Source organism: Streptomyces liliifuscus (assembly GCF_016598615.1).
Lineage (GTDB): Bacteria > Actinomycetota > Actinomycetes > Streptomycetales > Streptomycetaceae > Streptomyces > Streptomyces liliifuscus.
Map to the genome: position 1 here is coordinate 10,148,667 of NZ_CP066831.1, position 16,535 is coordinate 10,165,201.

Consider the following 16,535-nt stretch of genomic DNA (forward strand, 5'->3'; position numbering starts at 1 on the left):
GTGCGGCGTGACGGGTGGTGTGACGCGCCGCAGGTGGGTTCTCGGGAGGTATCGGCGGCTTCCCGGGGCTCACCTGCGGCTTCTTGGGGCGTACCCGCGGGGCGGGTGTCCGGCGCGACGGCTCGACACGGCGGGCCAGCTTCCGGCCCCACGCCTGGCCCGGAGCCTCGATGTACCGATAGGTCAGCGCGCACAGCGGAAGCAGCAACGCAAGGAACGCCACCACGAGTACGGGGTTGTCCCGCGGCCACCGGCCGATCGTGCCGTCACTCACCGCCAGCAGCACCGGATGCAGCAGATAGACCGAGTAACTGATCGTGCCCAGCCAGATCAGCCAGTGCGGTATCCGCCGGTGGCGCCACGCCAGCGTGACACCGAAGGTGAGCACGGCCAGCAGGAACGCCAGGATCCAGCCCTGCCGGGTGAAGGGGGCCTCGTCGGTGTTCCAGTACGCGCCGGCCACGGCACAGGCGACCACCACCGCGGCCGTGCAGCCCGCCCACCACCAGGAGCTCTGACCGTTCTCGGCCCGGTGGACAGCGGTGCCGAGGAACATCACGGCGAGGATGATCAGGCCCTCCCACAGCGGGACCGTGCCGTTGAGCGGGACCAGGACGAGTGCCAGCACCCCGCCCAGCACACCGCCGAACACGCGAAGCGCGGGCGACCCGGTGCTGGCACAGCAGATCGCGAGAATCAGGGCGCCCGAGGCGAGTCCGATGAGCAGGCCCGTGCCGACGAGGCCGGACAGAGCGGCATCCGGCAGCGTGATGCCTGCCGCCACGCTGACGGCGGCGAGCACGGCCAGGACGATGGCGACCGCCGCCGACCGCTGGTGCAGACGGACCGTGAAGAGCGCGACGACCAGCAGATAGAAGGCCATCTCGTACGAGAGCGTCCACAGGACGAGCAGGACACTGGGCGTCCCCAGCAGCTCCTGAAGCAGGCCGACGTGTGCGACGGTCGCCGTGGCCGTGTCCTGGTGCCCGAAGTCGCGCATGTTCGCCAGGCCCAGGAGGTTGACGGCGAGGACGGCGGCAATGGCCATCGCCCACAGCGGGTACATGCGGAACACCCGGCCGATCCAGAACGTCCGGACACAGCCCCGGCGCTCCAGCGACGCGGGGATGATATAGCCGCTGACCAGGAAGAACACCAGGATCCCGTACCGGCCGGTGTTGAACTGCGGCATCAGTTCCTGACGGAACTCCGGCATGAAGGAGTACGACGCGTGCTCGAACACCACGACGAGTGCCGCGATGCCACGCAACGCGTCCAGCCAGGCCAACCGCCGTGGACCGGCCGATGTCCGCGATGCGGGTAGTGGTGCAGGTACGGAGGGTGACCGTGCCGGCGGTGGAGGCCGGATCAGGGGCCCGCTGTCCATAAGTACCATTACGCGCCCTTTGTCGCGGATGGTCAATGACAGGCCGGGCGGTGCGCATGCGTGTGGCCCCGCCCCGGCCGGGGCGGGGCCACACGTCTACCTGCCTACTCGTGCACCCGCACCACCTTCAGCGCGGGCGAGGAGAGGATGTCCTTCTCGCAGAAGCGGGACGTCACCCACTTCTCGCGCGAGAACAGCCGCGTCTGGTCGGCGAAGTGGTCCGAGTTCGGATTCGACGACTGGGAGTACGTGAGGAGCGTCCGGGCCACCGGGCAGCCACTGCCGTCCCAGCCGACCGCCTGGATGTGGCTCGACCCCATGCTGACCTCGCTGTAGCCGCCGCTCGCCGCGTTCCACACCGGCTCGATCTTGTTCCACACACCGAGCGACTCGGTGCCGCCGGGAACCGGGATGCGCTGACCACCGCGTACGACGAACTGGTTCGCCCCGAGTTTCGCGTCCAGGGCGATCCCCGCCGTACGCAGCTCGGCCACGGTGTCGGCGAGGGCCCCGGCGAAGCCCGGTGCGTCCGTGTTCAGCGTGTTCGGGGTGCGGACCGGGTCCGCCGCCGAGAACGGCACCTTCCACAGCTGCGCGCCCGGCACCGCCCTGATCAGCTTCCGCCAGAACCGGTCGAAGAGCAGCGCGCCCCTGCTGTCGGTGTCCATGGAGTGGTCCCACGCCTTGAGGACACCGCAGGCCTCCGAGACGTCAACCGCCTTGCCGTCGCTGCCCGTTGCGGTCCCTCCCGGGAGCGCGGCACACGCGCGGGCGGCGGCGTCCGCCGCGAGATCACCCGCGGGCACCCGGTTGGCGAACTGCTGGCGCTGGAGGTCCTTGACGGTCAGTCCACCACGTTCGGCCATGGCGGCCACGTCCTCGATCGCGCCACGCGTGCACAACGAGCGCTGGGTGCCGACCGTGCCGAAGATCCGCTCGTAACCCGTCAACGGCCGGTCGGCGTTGGCCAGCCAGGCGCTGTCGTTGGAGTTCTCCGCGTACGGCGCGTCCTTCAGCGTCGGCATCCGCGCGGGGCCGAAGATCCCCGGCTGTACGGCGTCGGCGTCGCTGCCGAGCGCGCAGTCACCGCGTGAACCGTCGAGGACCGCGACCCCCGCGGCCGGATACGTGGCCTTGCCGAGCGCGGTCGAGCAGCGGGTCGCCAACTCGTTCGTGACGCGGGGCAGTACCTGCGACTGACTGAACAGGGTGTGACCCGAGGAGTCGGCCGCGATGGTGTTCACCCAGGGCAGACCCTGGTTCCGGGTGAGTGACCCGAGGACGTCGGCGGTGCTGCGCGCCTTGCTGAAGCCCAGGGACGTGTCGGCGAAGCGCAGGTTCGCCGCGTTCGGGTCGTTCAGCGCGTACGCCGTCGTCGTGGTCCACGGCAGCGGGAGATCGCCGTCGGGGGAGGAGAGCACCGGGCCGTAGCGGGTCCACCACTGCGATCGGGTCACCGGCGTGCCGTCCTTGACCGGGACGGTCACCGTTCGCTCGGTCATCCGCTCGGGCGTGCCGTCGACCAGGTAGGCCGTCGGATCGCCCGGAACCAGCGTGAGCTGATGGACGGTGAAGGGGACACCGGTCGAGACGGTGTGGCTCCACGCCACATGTGCGTTGTAGCCGATGGAGATCGTCGGTGTGCCGAGCAGCGAGCCGCCCGAGACGTTCAGCTCGCCCGGGATCGTCTGCTGCGCCTGCCAGAACCGGCGCCCGCCCTGCCACGGATAGTGCGGGTTGCCCAGCAGCAGCCCACGGCCGTTCGCCGTCGTACTGCCGTTGAAGGCGACCGCGTTGGAACCCATCGAGCCGTCGGGCAGCAGATCGCGCACGGCTCGGACCAGGTCCTCGGAGTCCGGGGTACGGGCGGCCGGGGTGGCGGAGCCGGTGGGCGGCCGCGCGGCGGTGATGTCGTCGACGGTGCCGCCCTGACCGCCGAGCACGGACAGGGCGTACAGGCGGGTGGCCACGTCCAGCGCGGTGACCGGCCGCACCCAGGCGGCACCCCTGCACGCCGGGTCGCTGATCCGCTTCTGCTTCAGCCAGGCGTTGTAGCCGGCCGCCCAGCCGCGCATCAGGTCCTTCGCCTGACGGCTCGGCCCTCCGGGCGCGGGCCGGTCCAGCAGCTTCTGCACGGTGCCGGCGTCCCGCACCCCGCGGAAGTACAGGTCGCTGGAGAGGTTCTCGCCGGCCGACGAGAGCGAGCGGTCCGGCTCCTCCTCGGGGCCGAATACGCGGGAGCGCTCCCCGCGGACGGTCACGAAGCCGTCGGCGAGCACACACACCTGGTCGGCGGCCTGCGCCCAGCCGGTGCCGAAGCCGAGATTCGCGTAGTCCTTCGCGACGACGTGCGGAATGCCGTACTCGGTATAGCGGACGGTGGCGGACAGACCACCGTGCGCGGGACGTTCCTGACGGTCCTGGCTCTGAGCCGTGGCGGCCGGCAGCGCGGCCGAGGCGGTGGCCAGGGCGACGGCCGTGACGACGAACTGTCTCAGACGGGTACGCATCGTGCCTCCCAACATCATTGAGGGAAGGGGCGGTTGAGCGTGACAACGATGTACGCGGGGCAGGCGCTCGGGTCCTGACCTTCTCGTACCGGACTTGACCCCGCTCACGGAACGGAACGAGGATCACGTGTCATGACGCCTGGACACGGCAGCACGGTTGACGGGGTGCTGCGACGCAGTGCCCGACGCACCCCCGAGCGCACAGCGGTCACCTACCGCGACCGCTCCTGGACGTACGCCGAACTCGACGAGGCCGTCTCCCGCGCGGCCCAGGTGCTGATTTCCTCGGGCGTGGCCCCCGGCGACCGGGTCGGCTCCTACGGCCACAACTCGGACGCGTATCTCATCGGCTTCCTGGCCTGCTCGCGAGCCGGGCTCGTACACGTACCGGTCAACCAGCACCTGACGGGCGACGACCTCTCGTACATCGTCGGCCAGTCCGGCAGCACGCTCGTCCTGGCCGACCCCGACCTCGCGGACCGACTCCCGGACGGCGTACGGGTGATGCCGCTGCGCGACTCCGACGACTCGTTGCTCGCGCGACTGGAGTCGACACCCCCGTACGACGGTCCCGAGCCGCGCACCGAGGACCTGGTGCAGCTGCTCTACACCTCCGGGACGACGGCCCTGCCCAAGGGCGCGATGATGACGCATCGCGCGCTGGTGCACGAGTACCTGAGCGCGATCACCGCCCTCGACCTGAGCGCGGGCGATCTGCCCGTGCACTCGCTGCCGCTGTACCACTCGGCGCAGATGCATGTGTTCCTGCTGCCGTATCTCGCCGTCGGCGCGCGGAACACCATCCTCGACGCACCCGACGCCGAGCAGCTCTTCGACCTGATCGAGGCCGGCCGCGCGGACAGCCTCTTCGCGCCGCCCACCGTGTGGATCGGCCTGTCGAACCGCCCCGACTTCGCGACCCGCGACCTGAGCGGGCTGCGCAAGGCGTACTACGGGGCGTCGATCATGCCGGTGCCCGTCCTCGAACGGCTGCGGGAACGGCTTCCGAAGCTGGCCTTCTACAACTGTTTCGGCCAGAGCGAGATCGGCCCGCTGTCCATGGTCCTCGCGCCGAACGAGCACAGGAAGGCGCGCCTGGACTCCTGCGGGCGTCCGGTGCTGTTCGTGGACGCGCGAGTGGTCGACGAGAACGGCAAGGACGTGCCCGACGGCACGTCCGGTGAAGTCGTCTACCGGTCACCGCAGTTGTGCGAGGGCTACTGGGACAAGCCCGAGGAGACGGCCGAGGCCTTCCGGGACGGCTGGTTCCACTCCGGCGATCTCGTGGTGCGGGACGCCCAGGGATACTTCACCGTCGTCGACCGGGTGAAGGACGTCATCAACTCCGGGGGCGTCCTGGTCGCTTCGCGGCAGGTCGAGGACGCGCTCTACACGCATCCCGAGGTGGCCGAGGTCGCGGTGATCGGGCTGCCGGACGACCGCTGGATCGAGGCCGTGACCGCGGTGGTCGTCCGCCGTGGCACGGTCACGGAGGACGAACTGGTCGCCCACGCGCGCGAGAACCTCGCCCACTTCAAGGCGCCGAAGCGGGTGCTGTTCGTGGACGAACTGCCCCGCAACGCCAGCGGGAAGATCCTCAAGCGGGAGCTGCGGGACCGGTTGGGAGAGGTTTGACCTTCGGCCGGGCGCGACGGTCACATGCCCGGTGGTTGAATCCCTGGTGGTCGGCTCCTCGGTCGTTGAACTGAATCCGCCGGTGAGCCGTACCAGTAACGGCGGCCCGACTACCCGAGCCTGGCCCGCCGCATCACCACCGGGTTTCGCACGGAAGGACCTTCGGGTTGTCGCGCACCACGAACTCTCGCCAGCTGCCGGACATGGACCGGACAACCCCGGAACCCGACGTGACGCCGGAGGCTCCTCCGGCGGACACGCCCGCCGACACCCCGGTCGACACGCCTGTCGAAGAGAAGGCGGCGGTCGACGTCCCCACGGTCTCCGACAAGACCGACGAGACCGACACTCCCTCCGAGACCGACGAGACCGACGAGACCTCTCAGGCCGAGGAGAAGACCGAGGCCGACGAGAAGACCGAGGCGGAGAGGGAGGCAGCCTCCGCGGAAACTCCTGTGGCTGAAGAGAGCGCGGCCACCGAAAAGACCCCCGCGGCCGAGGAGAGCGGGACCGCCCGGAAGACCTCCGCCGACGAGGCGGACGCGGCCGTCGAGAAGGACCCCGCAGACGAGGGCGGCACCGCCTCCGACCAGGACACATCCGACCAGGACACATCCGACCAGAACACCTCCGACTCGGACACCGCAGACTCGGACATCTCCGCCGGTGATCAGCCCGCCGAGACCCCGGACGAACCCGCCGCCCCCGCCCCCCGCAAGTGGCGGGACCGGCACGCGGTCGCCGCGCGGAACGTGGGATGGGCCGTCACGGCCCTGTCCCTCCTGCTCGTCTGCTTCGCGCTCCTCATGCCGACTTCCGCCGACAAGTTCACGCCCGGCGTGTTCCTGCGCATCCCGGTGGAGGCGGTCCTCGGCGCCGCCGTCCTCATCGTCCTGCCGCGCAGGCCCCGGATCGTGGTGGCGATCCTCTCCGGCGCGATCCTCGGCGTGCTGACCGTCCTGAACCTCCTCGACGTCGGCTTCAACATGTTCCTCGGCCGAGGATTCAACGTGGTCCTCGACTGGGTCCTGTTCGACGACGCGCAGTCCTACCTCAAGGACACGATGGGCAACGGCGGCGCGATCGGCGCCGTGATCGCGGTCGTGGTCCTCGTGCTGATCGTGCTCGTCGTGATGACCCTGGCGGTGCTCCGGGTGAGCAACGTCATGACCCGCAACCGTGACGCGGCCAGCCGCCTCACCCTGGTGGTCGGGACCGCCTGGGTCACCTGCGCGGCGCTCGGCCTGCAGCTCTCCGGTCCGGGGATCGCGGCCAGGACGACGGTCGCCCGCGTCGAGGACCGTGTGAACCGGGTGCAGGCGACCCTCAAGGACGAGGCGGCGTTCGCCAAGGAAGCGAAGAAGGACGCCTTCGGCGGTACCCCGGGCGACCAGCTCCTCACCGATCTGCGCGGCAAGGACGTCATGATCGCCTTCATCGAGAGCTACGGCCGCAGCGCGATCGAGGACGAGGCCACCGCAGCGGGCGTCGACGCGACGCTCACGGCCAAGAACGAGGCGCTGACCAAGGCCGGCTACTCCGCCAAGAGCGGCTGGCTCACCTCGGCGACGTACGGCGGCAGCAGCTGGCTCGGCCACTCGACCTTCCTGTCGGGCCTGTGGATCAACAACCAGAACCGCTATCGCACCGTCACCGCGGGCGAGCACCTGACCCTCACCGGAGCCTTCCAGCGCACCGGCGCCTGGCGGACCGTGGGCGTCATGCCGGGCGTCCAGAAAAACTGGCCGGAGGGCAAGTTCTACGGCCTCGACAACGTCTACGACTCCCGGGAACTCGGTTACGAGGGCCCGAAGTTCAGCTGGTCGACCATGCCCGACCAGTACGCCCTGAGCGCTTTCGAGCGTCTGGAGCACGGCAAGAAGCGCGACAAGCCGCTGATGTCGGAGATCATCCTGACCTCCAGCCACCAGCCCTGGGCGCCGATCCCCAAGATGATCCCCTGGGACCAGGTCGGCGACGGCTCGGTCTACGAGGGCATCGAGAAGGCGGGCAAGGACCCCGCGGACGTGTTCTACGACTCCAAGAAGGTCAAGGAGGAGTACGGCAAGTCCATCCAGTACTCGGTGAACTCCCTCATCGACTACGTGGTGAAGTACGGCAGCAAGAACACCGTCCTCGTCTTCCTGGGCGACCACCAGCCGCTGGCCAGTGTCAGCGGCAGCAACGCCAGCCGGGACGTGCCCGTCTCGATCGTCGCCCACGACAAGTCCGTACTCGACAAGATCGACGACTGGGGCTGGACGGACGGCATCAAGCCCGACAAGTCGGCGCCGGTGTGGCGGATGGACTCCTTCCGCGACCGCTTCCTGACCGCGTACGGTTCGACGCCCGCCAAGCGGTAGCGGTGTCGCGGTCCGCACCGGCCCCGCCGTCCGGGGCCGGTGCGGACGGCGTGACTAGCGCGGGCGCAGGTCCATGATCCGCTTGATCTTCCCCACCGACCGCTCGAGCGACTCCGGTTCGACGATCTCGACGGTGACCGAGACGCCGATGCCGTCCTTCACGGCCGCCGTGATGGCGCGCGCGGCCTCGTCGCGGATCTCGGGTGTGGCACCGGCCCGGGCCTCGGCACGCACGGTGAGTGCGTCGAGGCGGCCCTCGCGGGTCAGCCGCAGCTGGAAGTGCGGGGCGACGCCCGGTGTGCGCAGGACGATCTCCTCGATCTGAGTGGGGAAGAGGTTCACGCCGCGCAGGATGACCATGTCGTCGCTGCGCCCGGTGATCTTCTGCATCCTGCGGAAGATCCGGGCCGTGCCGGGCAGCAGCCGTGTGAGGTCCCGGGTCCGGTAGCGGATCACGGGCATCGCTTCCTTGGTGAGCGAGGTGAAGACCAGCTCGCCCTCCTCGCCGTCGGGCAGCGGTTCGCCGGTGAACGGATCGACGACCTCCGGGTAGAAGTGGTCCTCCCAGATGTGCAGTCCGTCCTTCGTCTCGACGCACTCCTGGGCGACTCCCGGGCCGATCACCTCCGACAGCCCGTATATGTCGACCGCGTCGATCGCGAACCGTTCCTCGATCTCCCGGCGCATCTCCTCGGTCCAGGGCTCGGCACCGAAGACACCCACCCGGAGCGAGGTCTGCCGCGGGTCCACGCCCTGCCGCTCGAACTCGTCGAGGAGCGTCAGCATGTAGGAGGGCGTCACCATGATGATCCCGGGCTTCAGATCCTGGATCAGCTGCACCTGGCGGGCCGTCATGCCGCCGGACGCGGGAATCACCGTACAGCCGAGCCGCTCGGCACCGTAGTGGGCGCCGAGCCCGCCGGTGAACAACCCGTAGCCGTACGCCACATGCACCGTGTCACCGGGCCGGGCGCCGGCCGCCCGGAGCGAGCGGGCCACCATGTCGGACCACATGGAAAGGTCGTTCTCGGTGTAGCCGACGACCGTCGGCCGCCCGGTGGTACCGCTCGACGCGTGAATACGGCGGATACGGTCCTGCGGCACGGCGAACATCCCGTAGGGATAGTTCTCGCGCAGGTCCGCCTTGGTGGTGAAGGGAAAGCGGGCCAGATCGGCGAGCGAGTGGCAGTCCTCGGGCCGGAGCCCCGCCTTGTCGAAGGAGTCCCGGTAGAAGGGCACGTTCTCGTACGCGTGCCGCAGCGAAGCCCTCAGCCGCTCCAGCTGGAGTGTGCGCAGGCCCTCCGCGTCGAGCCGCTCGCCCTCGTCCAGCAGGTCCGTCGAATCCGCCATCGGGCCGCTCCCTCACCAAACGATCCATTACGGGCGACCGATCATTCGGTCGCTCTGCTCCGGATCAGTAATTCAGGGGTACGGGCGGTCGTCAAGACATGGGGCGGCCGCGCGAGAAAGTGGTGCGGTCCGCGCGGCGCGCGCCAGGGGTGAGGTACCAGGGGTGAGGTCTAGCGGGCGGCCTCCGCCGCCACCGAGCGCGCCCACCGGTAGTCGGCCTTGCCGCTCGGCGAGCGCTGGATGGAGTCCGCGATCACCAGCTGGCGTGGGATCTTGTAGCCGGCGAGATGGGTCCGGCAGTGGGTCTGGATGTCGTCCAGCGAGGGCTGCCCGGCGCCCGCTCGCAGCTGCACCACGGCCGCCACGTGGTTGCCCCACTTCTCGTCGGGCACTCCGGCGACCAGCGCGTCGTACACATCGGGATGCGACTTGAGCGCCTGCTCGACCTCCTCCGGATACACCTTCTCGCCGCCGGTGTTGATGCACTGCGAACCGCGCCCGAGGACGGTGACGACCCCCTCCTCGTCGACGGTCGCCATGTCGCCGAGCAGCACCCACCGCGCGCCGTCCTTCTCGAAGAAGGTCTCGGCGGTCTTCTTCGGGTCGTTGTAGTAGCCGAGGGGCACATGGCCGCGCTGGGCGACGCGACCCACCTCGCCGACGGGGACCGGCTCGTAGGTCGCCGGATCCACCACCTGCGTACGGGAGTTGACCCGGATCCGGAACCCCCGGCCGGGGCCCGAGTCCTCCGTCGCCGTGCCGTTGAAGCCGGACTCGGAGGAACCGAAGTTGTTGAGCAGCATGACGTTCGGAATGAGCGCCTGGAACTGCGCACGCACCGTCTCCGACATGATCGCGCCGGAGGAGGAGACGCTGAACATGGACGAGGTGTCGGTGCCCTTCATGGGCCCGTTCAGCGCGTCGATGAGGGGCCGCAGCATCGCGTCGCCGACCAGCGACATGCTGGTGACCTTCTCCTTCGCGATGGTCCGCAGCACCTCCTCGGGCACGAACTTGCGGTGGATCACGACGCGTTGGCCGAAGTTGAAGCCGATGAAGGCGGTGAGGGTCGAGGTGCCGTGCATCAGCGGAGGCGTGGGGAAGAAGGTGATCCCCTCGCCGCCGGCCGCGACCCGCTCGGCGACCTCCTCGGGCGTCTTCACCGGCTCGCCCGTCGGAGCGCCACCACCCAACCCCGAGAAGAACAGGTCCTCCTGACGCCACATCACACCCTTGGGCATTCCGGTGGTGCCGCCGGTGTAGATGATGAACTGGTCGTCGGGGGAGCGGGGCGGGAAGCCGCGCTCGGACGAACCGGAGGTCTCGATCTCGGCGAAGTCCACCACCGTCGGCAACGCGGGTGCGTCAGGGGCCGGAGCGCCCACCCGTACGAGATGGCGCAGCGCCGTGGTGCGTGGCAGGGCCGCCGCGACCCGTTCGGTGAACTCCGTGTCGTAGACCAGTGCCGCCAGATCCGCGTCCCGGTAGAGGTAGACCAACTCCTCTTCCACATAGCGGTAGTTGACGTTGACCGGCACGATCCTGGCCTTGAGGCAGCCGAGGACGGTCTGGAGATACTCGATGCCGTTGTAGAGATGCAGCCCGAGATGCTCACCAGGGCGTATGCCGCTGTCGATCAGGTGGTGGGCGACGCGGTTGGCCGCCGCGTCCAGCTCCGCGTACGTGAGCCGGCGCTCCGCACCCGTGCCGGGGTGGTCGATGTAGACGAGCGCCTCCCGGTCGGGAACCACGTCGACGACCGACTCGAACAGGTCGGCAAGGTTGTACTCCACCGCTCCTCCTGACCCCGGCAAGCTTCGACGAATGGACGTGCGTCATCGCTTCGCCGGTCATCAGAGCAAAGCCCGCCACAACTGTGAAGGGTCCGCGCAGAAGAAATCTGACTGACTGTCAGAAAACCCTTGAACTGGCCCCTCCGCTCCTGCAACCTGTTCTCGTTCCTGAGACGGGAGGACGGCAATGGGTGGGACGGAACACCTCACCGTGCAGCGCGAAGGCGCCACACTGGTGCTCACGCTCAACAGGCCCGAGGCCAAGAACGCGCTCTCGCTGCCGATGCTGGTCGGCCTGTACGACGGCTGGGTCGAGGCCGACGCGGACGACGCGATCCGCTCGATCATCCTCACCGGCGCGGGCAGCGCGTTCTGCGCCGGGATGGACCTCAAGGCCCTCGCGGGCAGGGGGATGGAGGGCGAGCAGTACCGGGACCGCCTCAAGGCCGACCCCGATCTGCACTGGAAGGCGATGCTGCGCCACCATCGGCCCCGCAAGCCCGTGATCGCCGCGGTCGAGGGCCACTGTGTGGCCGGCGGGACCGAGATCCTCCAGGGGACCGACATCCGGGTCGCGGGGGAGTCCGCCACGTTCGGGCTCTTCGAGGTGAAGCGCGGTCTGTTCCCGATCGGCGGCTCGACGGTCCGCCTCCAACGTCAGATTCCGCGGACGCACGCACTGGAGATGCTGCTCACCGGCCGTGCGTACTCGGCGCGGGAGGCCGCCGACATCGGGCTGATCGGGCATGTCGTCCCCGACGGGACGGCCCTGGAGAAGGCCCTCGCGATCGCCGGGCAGATCAACGACTGCGGTCCGCTCGCCGTCGAGGCCGTGAAGGCGTCCGTGTACGAGACCGCGGAGATGAGCGAGGGGGAGGGGCTTGCGGCCGAGTTGAAGCGGGGGTGGCCGATCTTCGATACGGCCGATGCGAAGGAGGGTTCGCGGGCCTTCGCGGAGCGGCGTCCGCCGGTGTTTCGGAGGGAGTGAGGTGCCGCTGCAAGGCCGGTTTGACGCTGCGGGTCCGTTGTGGCTGGTCGCGCAGTTCCCCGCGCCCCTGTCGGGGCGCGGCCAACCGCTTCGTGAGGAGATGCCGTGCCCGAAGTTCTCAAAGCTCCACTGGTTGTCGAGTTTCCCTTCACCCGGTCCCTCGGGCCCGTCCAGAGCGCGTTTCTCACCGGGCTGCGGGAGCGGGTCGTGCTCGGGGTGAAGACCGGCGACGGGCGGACGCTGGTCCCGCCCGTCGAGTACGACCCCGTCACCTCCGAGGAACTCGGTGAGCTGGTCGAGGTCGCGGCCACCGGGACCGTCACCACGTGGGCCTGGAACCATGAGCCGCGTCGCGGTCAGCCTCTCGGTACTCCCTTCGCGTGGGTTCTCGTGAAACTGGACGGCTCCGACACCGGCCTGCTGCACGCGTTGGACGCTCCGGGGCCCGAGGCCGTGCACACCGGGATGCGGGTTCGTGTCCGGTGGGCCGAGGAGCGCTCGGGGGCCATCACGGACATCGCCTGCTTCGAACCGTACGAGGGCGGCAGCGCCGAACTCACCGGCAGCGACGGCCGGTTCGAGGAGATGGTGACCGGCATCGTCGCGCCCGCCCGCCTCGACTACACCTACTCGCCCGGCCGCGCCCAGTCCGGCTACATCAACGCGCTCTCCGACCGGCGGGCCGTCGGCGAACGCTGCCCGTCCTGCCGCAAGGTGTACGTCCCGCCGAGGGGTGCGTGCCCCACCTGTGGTGTGGCCACATCGGAACAGGTGGAAGTGGGGCCGCGCGGCACGCTCACGACGTACTGCATCGTCAACATCAAGGCGAAGAACCTCGACATCGAAGTGCCCTACGTCTACGGGCACATCGCCCTGGACGGCGCCGACCTCGCCCTGCACGGACGCATCGGCGGCATCCCCTACGACCAGGTGCGCATGGGCCTGCGCGTCGAGCCGGTGTGGACGGACGGGGGCCGCTACCCCGACCACTACCGGCCCACCGGCGAACCCGACGCGGACTACGACACGTACAAGGAGCTGGTGTAGATGCCCGCGTCGAGGCCGCTGAGGGACATCGCCGTCGTCGCCTTCGCCCAGACCGACCATCTGCGCACCACCGACGAGCTCTCCGAGGTGGAGATGCTCATGCCCGTCCTGCACCAGGTCCTGGACCGGACCGGGCTCAAGACCAGCGACATCGGCTTCACCTGCTCCGGCTCCTCCGACTATCTCGCGGGCCGCGCCTTCTCGTTCACGATGGCACTCGACGGCGTAGGCGCCTGGCCTCCGATCTCCGAGTCGCACGTGGAGATGGACGGGGCATGGGCGCTCTACGAGGCCTGGACGAAGCTCCTCACCGGCGAGGCCGACACCGCGCTCGTGTACGCGTACGGCAAGTCGTCCCCCGGTTCCGTGCGTGACGTACTGACCCGGCAGCTGGACCCGTACTACGTGGCGCCCCTGTGGCCGGACTCCGTAGCCCTGGCCGCCCTGCAGGCCCAGGCGCTCATCGACGCGGGTGACACGGACGAGCCCGCGCTGGCCGCCGTCGCCACCCGCAGCCGTGTCTCGGCAGCCGACAACTCCCATGCCCAGCTCAGGGGTTCGGTGCCGCGGGGCGACTACGCCGTACGTCCCCTGCGTACCGGCGACTGCCCGCCCATCGGTGACGGGGCGGCCGCGGTGATCCTCGCCGCGGGGGAGCGTGCCCGTGACCTGTGTGAGCGGCCCGCCTGGATCCGGGGCATCGACCACCGCATCGAGGCACACGGTCTCGGCGTACGGGACCTGACCGACTCGCCGTCCTCGCGGCTGGCGGCGGAACGGGCCGGGGCCTTCGAACGGCCCGTCGACACCGCCGAGTTGCACGCCTCGTTCAGCTCCCAGGAGGTGGTGCTGCGCAAGGCCCTGCGGCTGGACGACAGCGTCGACGTCAACCCGTCCGGGGGACCGCTCGCCGCCAATCCCATCATGGCCGCGGGCCTCATCCGCATCGGCGAGGCAGCCGCCCGGATCCACCGCGGCGACTCCGACCGGGCGTTGGCGCACGCCACTTCGGGTCCGTGTCTGCAACAGAACCTGGTCGCCGTACTGGAGGGAGACCCGCGATGAGCAAGGAGCCCGTGGCCGTCGTCGGGATCGGCCAGACCAAGCACGTCGCGGCCCGAAGGGACGTGTCGATCGCGGGACTTGTCCGCGAGGCCGCCCAACGCGCCCTCGAAGACGCCGAGTTGACGTGGGCGGACATCGACGCCGTCGTCATCGGCAAGGCGCCCGACTTCTTCGAGGGCGTCATGATGCCCGAGCTCTACCTCGCCGACGCCCTCGGCGCGGTCGGCAAACCGATGCTGCGCGTCCACACCGCGGGCTCCGTCGGCGGCTCCACCGCGCTCGTCGCCACGAACCTGATAGCGGGCCGCGTCCACGGCACCGTACTGACCCTCGCCTTCGAGAAGCAGTCCGAATCGAACGCCATGTGGGGCCTGTCCCTGCCGATCCCCTTCCAGCAGCCCCTGCTCGCCGGCGCGGGCGGCTTCTTCGCGCCGCACGTACGCGCCTACATGCGACGCACCGGCGCCCCCGACGGGGTCGGCTCCCTCGTCGCGTACAAGGACCGGCGCAACGCGCTCAAGAACCCCTACGCGCATCTCCACGAGCACGACATCACGCTGGAGAAGGTCCAGGCCTCGCCCATGCTCTGGGATCCGATCCGCTACTCGGAGACCTGCCCGTCCTCCGACGGCGCGTGCGCGATGATCCTCACCGACCGTGCGGGAGCGGCCCGTTCACCGCGTCCGCCCGCCTGGATGCACGGCGGCGCGATGCGCAGCGAGCCGACGCTCTTCGCGGGCAAGGACTTCGTCTCGCCGCAGGCCGGCAAGGACTGCGCGGCCGACGTGTACCGGCAGGCCGGCATCGCCGACCCCCGCCGCGAGATCGACGCGGTGGAAATGTACGTCCCGTTCTCCTGGTACGAGCCCATGTGGCTGGAGAACCTGGGCTTCGCCGCGGAGGGCGAGGGCTGGAAACTCACCGAATCCGGAGTCACGGAACTCGACGGGGACCTGCCGGTGAACATGTCGGGCGGCGTGCTCTCCACCAACCCGATCGGGGCCTCCGGAATGATCCGCTTCGCGGAAGCCGCACTTCAGGTGCGTGGACAGGCCGGAGAGCACCAGGTCGACGGTGCCCGCCGGGTCCTCGGGCACGCCTATGGCGGCGGGTCCCAGTTCTTCTCGATGTGGCTGGTCGGAGCCACGCCCCCTACCTCGTGAAGCTGTCCCCCTCACGTGGCCTGTGCGGGGCCCTGACCGAAAGCTAGGCTGGCCGCGGACGACGAACCGGGAGGAGCACGGACGTGGCCGAGAGCACCATCCAGCAGCACCCGCTCGCGGGCTGGGACAAGCCGGAGCTTGACCTCAGCAGCGCCGACTGGCATTCGAGCAGCCGCGGACAGGGGGATGTCCAGATCGCCTTTGTCGAAGGCTTCATCGCGATGCGCAACAGTGGCCGCCCGGAAAGCCCCTCCTTGATCTTCACGCCCGCGGAATGGGGCGCGTTCGTGTCGGGGGCGCGGGAAGGGGAGTTCGACCTCACGTGAGAGGACGTGGGGGAGCCTGACCCGACGAGAGGGGTGGGGTTCCGCCCCTGTCCGGGACACGCGATCTTCGGCTGTTTCCCGGGACCCGGCCTGAGTGAGGTCGGCCCCGGGAAACCGAGGTCGCCGACGAGCCTGACGCGGGCATTCGGCCCGGTCAGGGCCGTGCACCCGGTCGGCGCGCGTTCACGGCCACAGCAACTGCTTGACCCAGCCCTCCCCGGACCGCACGTACGCCAGGCGCGTGTGCCGTCGCTCCCTGTCGCCCTGCCAGAACTCGACGGTCTCGGGGCGCACCGAGTGCAGCGTCCAGCCGGGCGCCACGAGATCCGGCTCGGCTTCAAGGCGGGCCAGCGACTCCTTCACCGCCGTGTCGCGCTCGGCGAGGTCAGCGAGGGGCCGCGACTGACGGCCGAGCAGGGCCTCCGCACGGGCACCGGCGCTCCGTGCCAGGAAGTCGGCCGCACTGTCCTCGGGACTCTCCGGCGCGACCGGTCCACGTACCCGGATCTGTCGTGCGAGCGGTCGCCAGTAGAAGGTGAGCGCCGCGTAGGGCCGTTCCGCCAGGTTTCGGGCCTTCACGCTGCCGCTGTCCGACGCGAACTGCCAGCCGTCCGGGCCGAGTCCCTTGAGGATCAGGGTCCGTGCCGTGGGATTCCCGTCGGCACCGGCCGTGGAGAGCGTCATGGCGTGCGGCTCGCGCACCCCGGCCTCCACGGCGGCGAGCAGCCACTCGGCGAACAGTTCCGCCGGTGTCTTCGGAGCCCCGGACGGATCGAACACGGGCAGCTCGCCCGCGAACACCTCCAGGCCACGCAGCAGTTGACGCAGATCCTCCACCGACACACTCCCCGCTCCGGCACTCACGGACGCGCTCGGGCGCCAAGGAGTGCGCGCGTGCGCTAATGGAT

The 16,535-nt window shown here is 69.7% G+C and carries 11 protein-coding genes and 1 pseudogene; 7 read left to right on the forward strand and 5 right to left on the reverse strand.

Annotated elements, in window-relative coordinates; genetic code table 11:
• Positions 1 to 103: 103 nt before the first annotated feature.
• Positions 104 to 1,288: pseudogene (locus JEQ17_RS44270) on the reverse strand (acyltransferase family protein); the annotation flags it as partial.
• Between the two features lie 203 nt (positions 1,289 to 1,491).
• Complete coding sequence (locus JEQ17_RS44275; RefSeq protein WP_200400565.1) at positions 1,492 to 3,897, reverse strand: penicillin acylase family protein; 2,406 nt, start codon at positions 3,895 to 3,897, stop codon at positions 1,492 to 1,494.
• A gap of 132 nt (positions 3,898 to 4,029) precedes the next feature.
• Here JEQ17_RS44275 and JEQ17_RS44280 point away from each other — a divergent pair, with 132 nt between their 5' ends.
• Both JEQ17_RS44280 and JEQ17_RS44285 read left to right on the forward strand, forming a co-directional pair.
• Complete coding sequence (locus JEQ17_RS44280) at positions 4,030 to 5,532, forward strand: acyl-CoA synthetase (RefSeq protein WP_200400567.1); 1,503 nt, start codon at positions 4,030 to 4,032, stop codon at positions 5,530 to 5,532.
• Positions 5,533 to 5,735: 203 nt separating this feature from the next.
• On the forward strand, positions 5,736 to 7,895 hold the full coding sequence (locus JEQ17_RS44285; protein ID WP_325176315.1) for a sulfatase: 2,160 nt from the start codon (positions 5,736 to 5,738) through the stop codon (positions 7,893 to 7,895).
• A gap of 54 nt (positions 7,896 to 7,949) precedes the next feature.
• On the opposite strand, the gene paaK is transcribed toward JEQ17_RS44285, so the two are convergent.
• Together paaK and JEQ17_RS44295 are read right to left on the reverse strand one after the other, a co-directional pair.
• Positions 7,950 to 9,245: a phenylacetate--CoA ligase PaaK gene (paaK, locus tag JEQ17_RS44290; protein ID WP_200400568.1), complete on the reverse strand. Its 1,296-nt coding sequence runs from the start codon at positions 9,243 to 9,245 to the stop codon at positions 7,950 to 7,952.
• Positions 9,246 to 9,415: 170 nt separating this feature from the next.
• A complete protein-coding gene (locus JEQ17_RS44295; protein ID WP_200400570.1) occupies positions 9,416 to 11,038 on the reverse strand; it encodes an acyl-CoA synthetase in 1,623 nt (540 codons plus the stop codon).
• Positions 11,039 to 11,225: 187 nt separating this feature from the next.
• On the opposite strand from JEQ17_RS44295, the gene JEQ17_RS44300 reads away from it, so the two are divergent.
• From JEQ17_RS44300 to JEQ17_RS44320, 5 genes are all read left to right on the forward strand, one after another.
• Complete coding sequence (locus JEQ17_RS44300) at positions 11,226 to 12,026, forward strand: crotonase/enoyl-CoA hydratase family protein (protein ID WP_200400571.1); 801 nt, start codon at positions 11,226 to 11,228, stop codon at positions 12,024 to 12,026.
• A gap of 105 nt (positions 12,027 to 12,131) precedes the next feature.
• Positions 12,132 to 13,073 (forward strand): Zn-ribbon domain-containing OB-fold protein, encoded by a 942-nt coding sequence (locus JEQ17_RS44305; protein WP_200400573.1) that lies wholly within the window; start codon positions 12,132 to 12,134, stop codon positions 13,071 to 13,073.
• On the forward strand, positions 13,074 to 14,138 hold the full coding sequence (locus JEQ17_RS44310) for a thiolase domain-containing protein (RefSeq protein ID WP_200400575.1): 1,065 nt from the start codon (positions 13,074 to 13,076) through the stop codon (positions 14,136 to 14,138).
• Entirely contained in the window at positions 14,135 to 15,301 is a 1,167-nt protein-coding gene (locus tag JEQ17_RS44315; protein WP_200400577.1) for a thiolase domain-containing protein, read from the forward strand. The genes JEQ17_RS44310 and JEQ17_RS44315 overlap by 4 nt, the downstream gene beginning before the upstream one ends.
• 83 nt (positions 15,302 to 15,384) lie before the next feature.
• Positions 15,385 to 15,627 (forward strand): DUF397 domain-containing protein, encoded by a 243-nt coding sequence (locus tag JEQ17_RS44320; protein WP_055617755.1) that lies wholly within the window; start codon positions 15,385 to 15,387, stop codon positions 15,625 to 15,627.
• Positions 15,628 to 15,810: 183 nt separating this feature from the next.
• On the opposite strand, the gene JEQ17_RS44325 is transcribed toward JEQ17_RS44320, so the two are convergent.
• Positions 15,811 to 16,464, reverse strand: a complete 654-nt coding sequence (locus JEQ17_RS44325; RefSeq protein WP_200400579.1) for a pyridoxine/pyridoxamine 5'-phosphate oxidase — start codon at positions 16,462 to 16,464, stop codon at positions 15,811 to 15,813.
• Between the last annotated feature and the right edge of the window lie 71 nt (positions 16,465 to 16,535).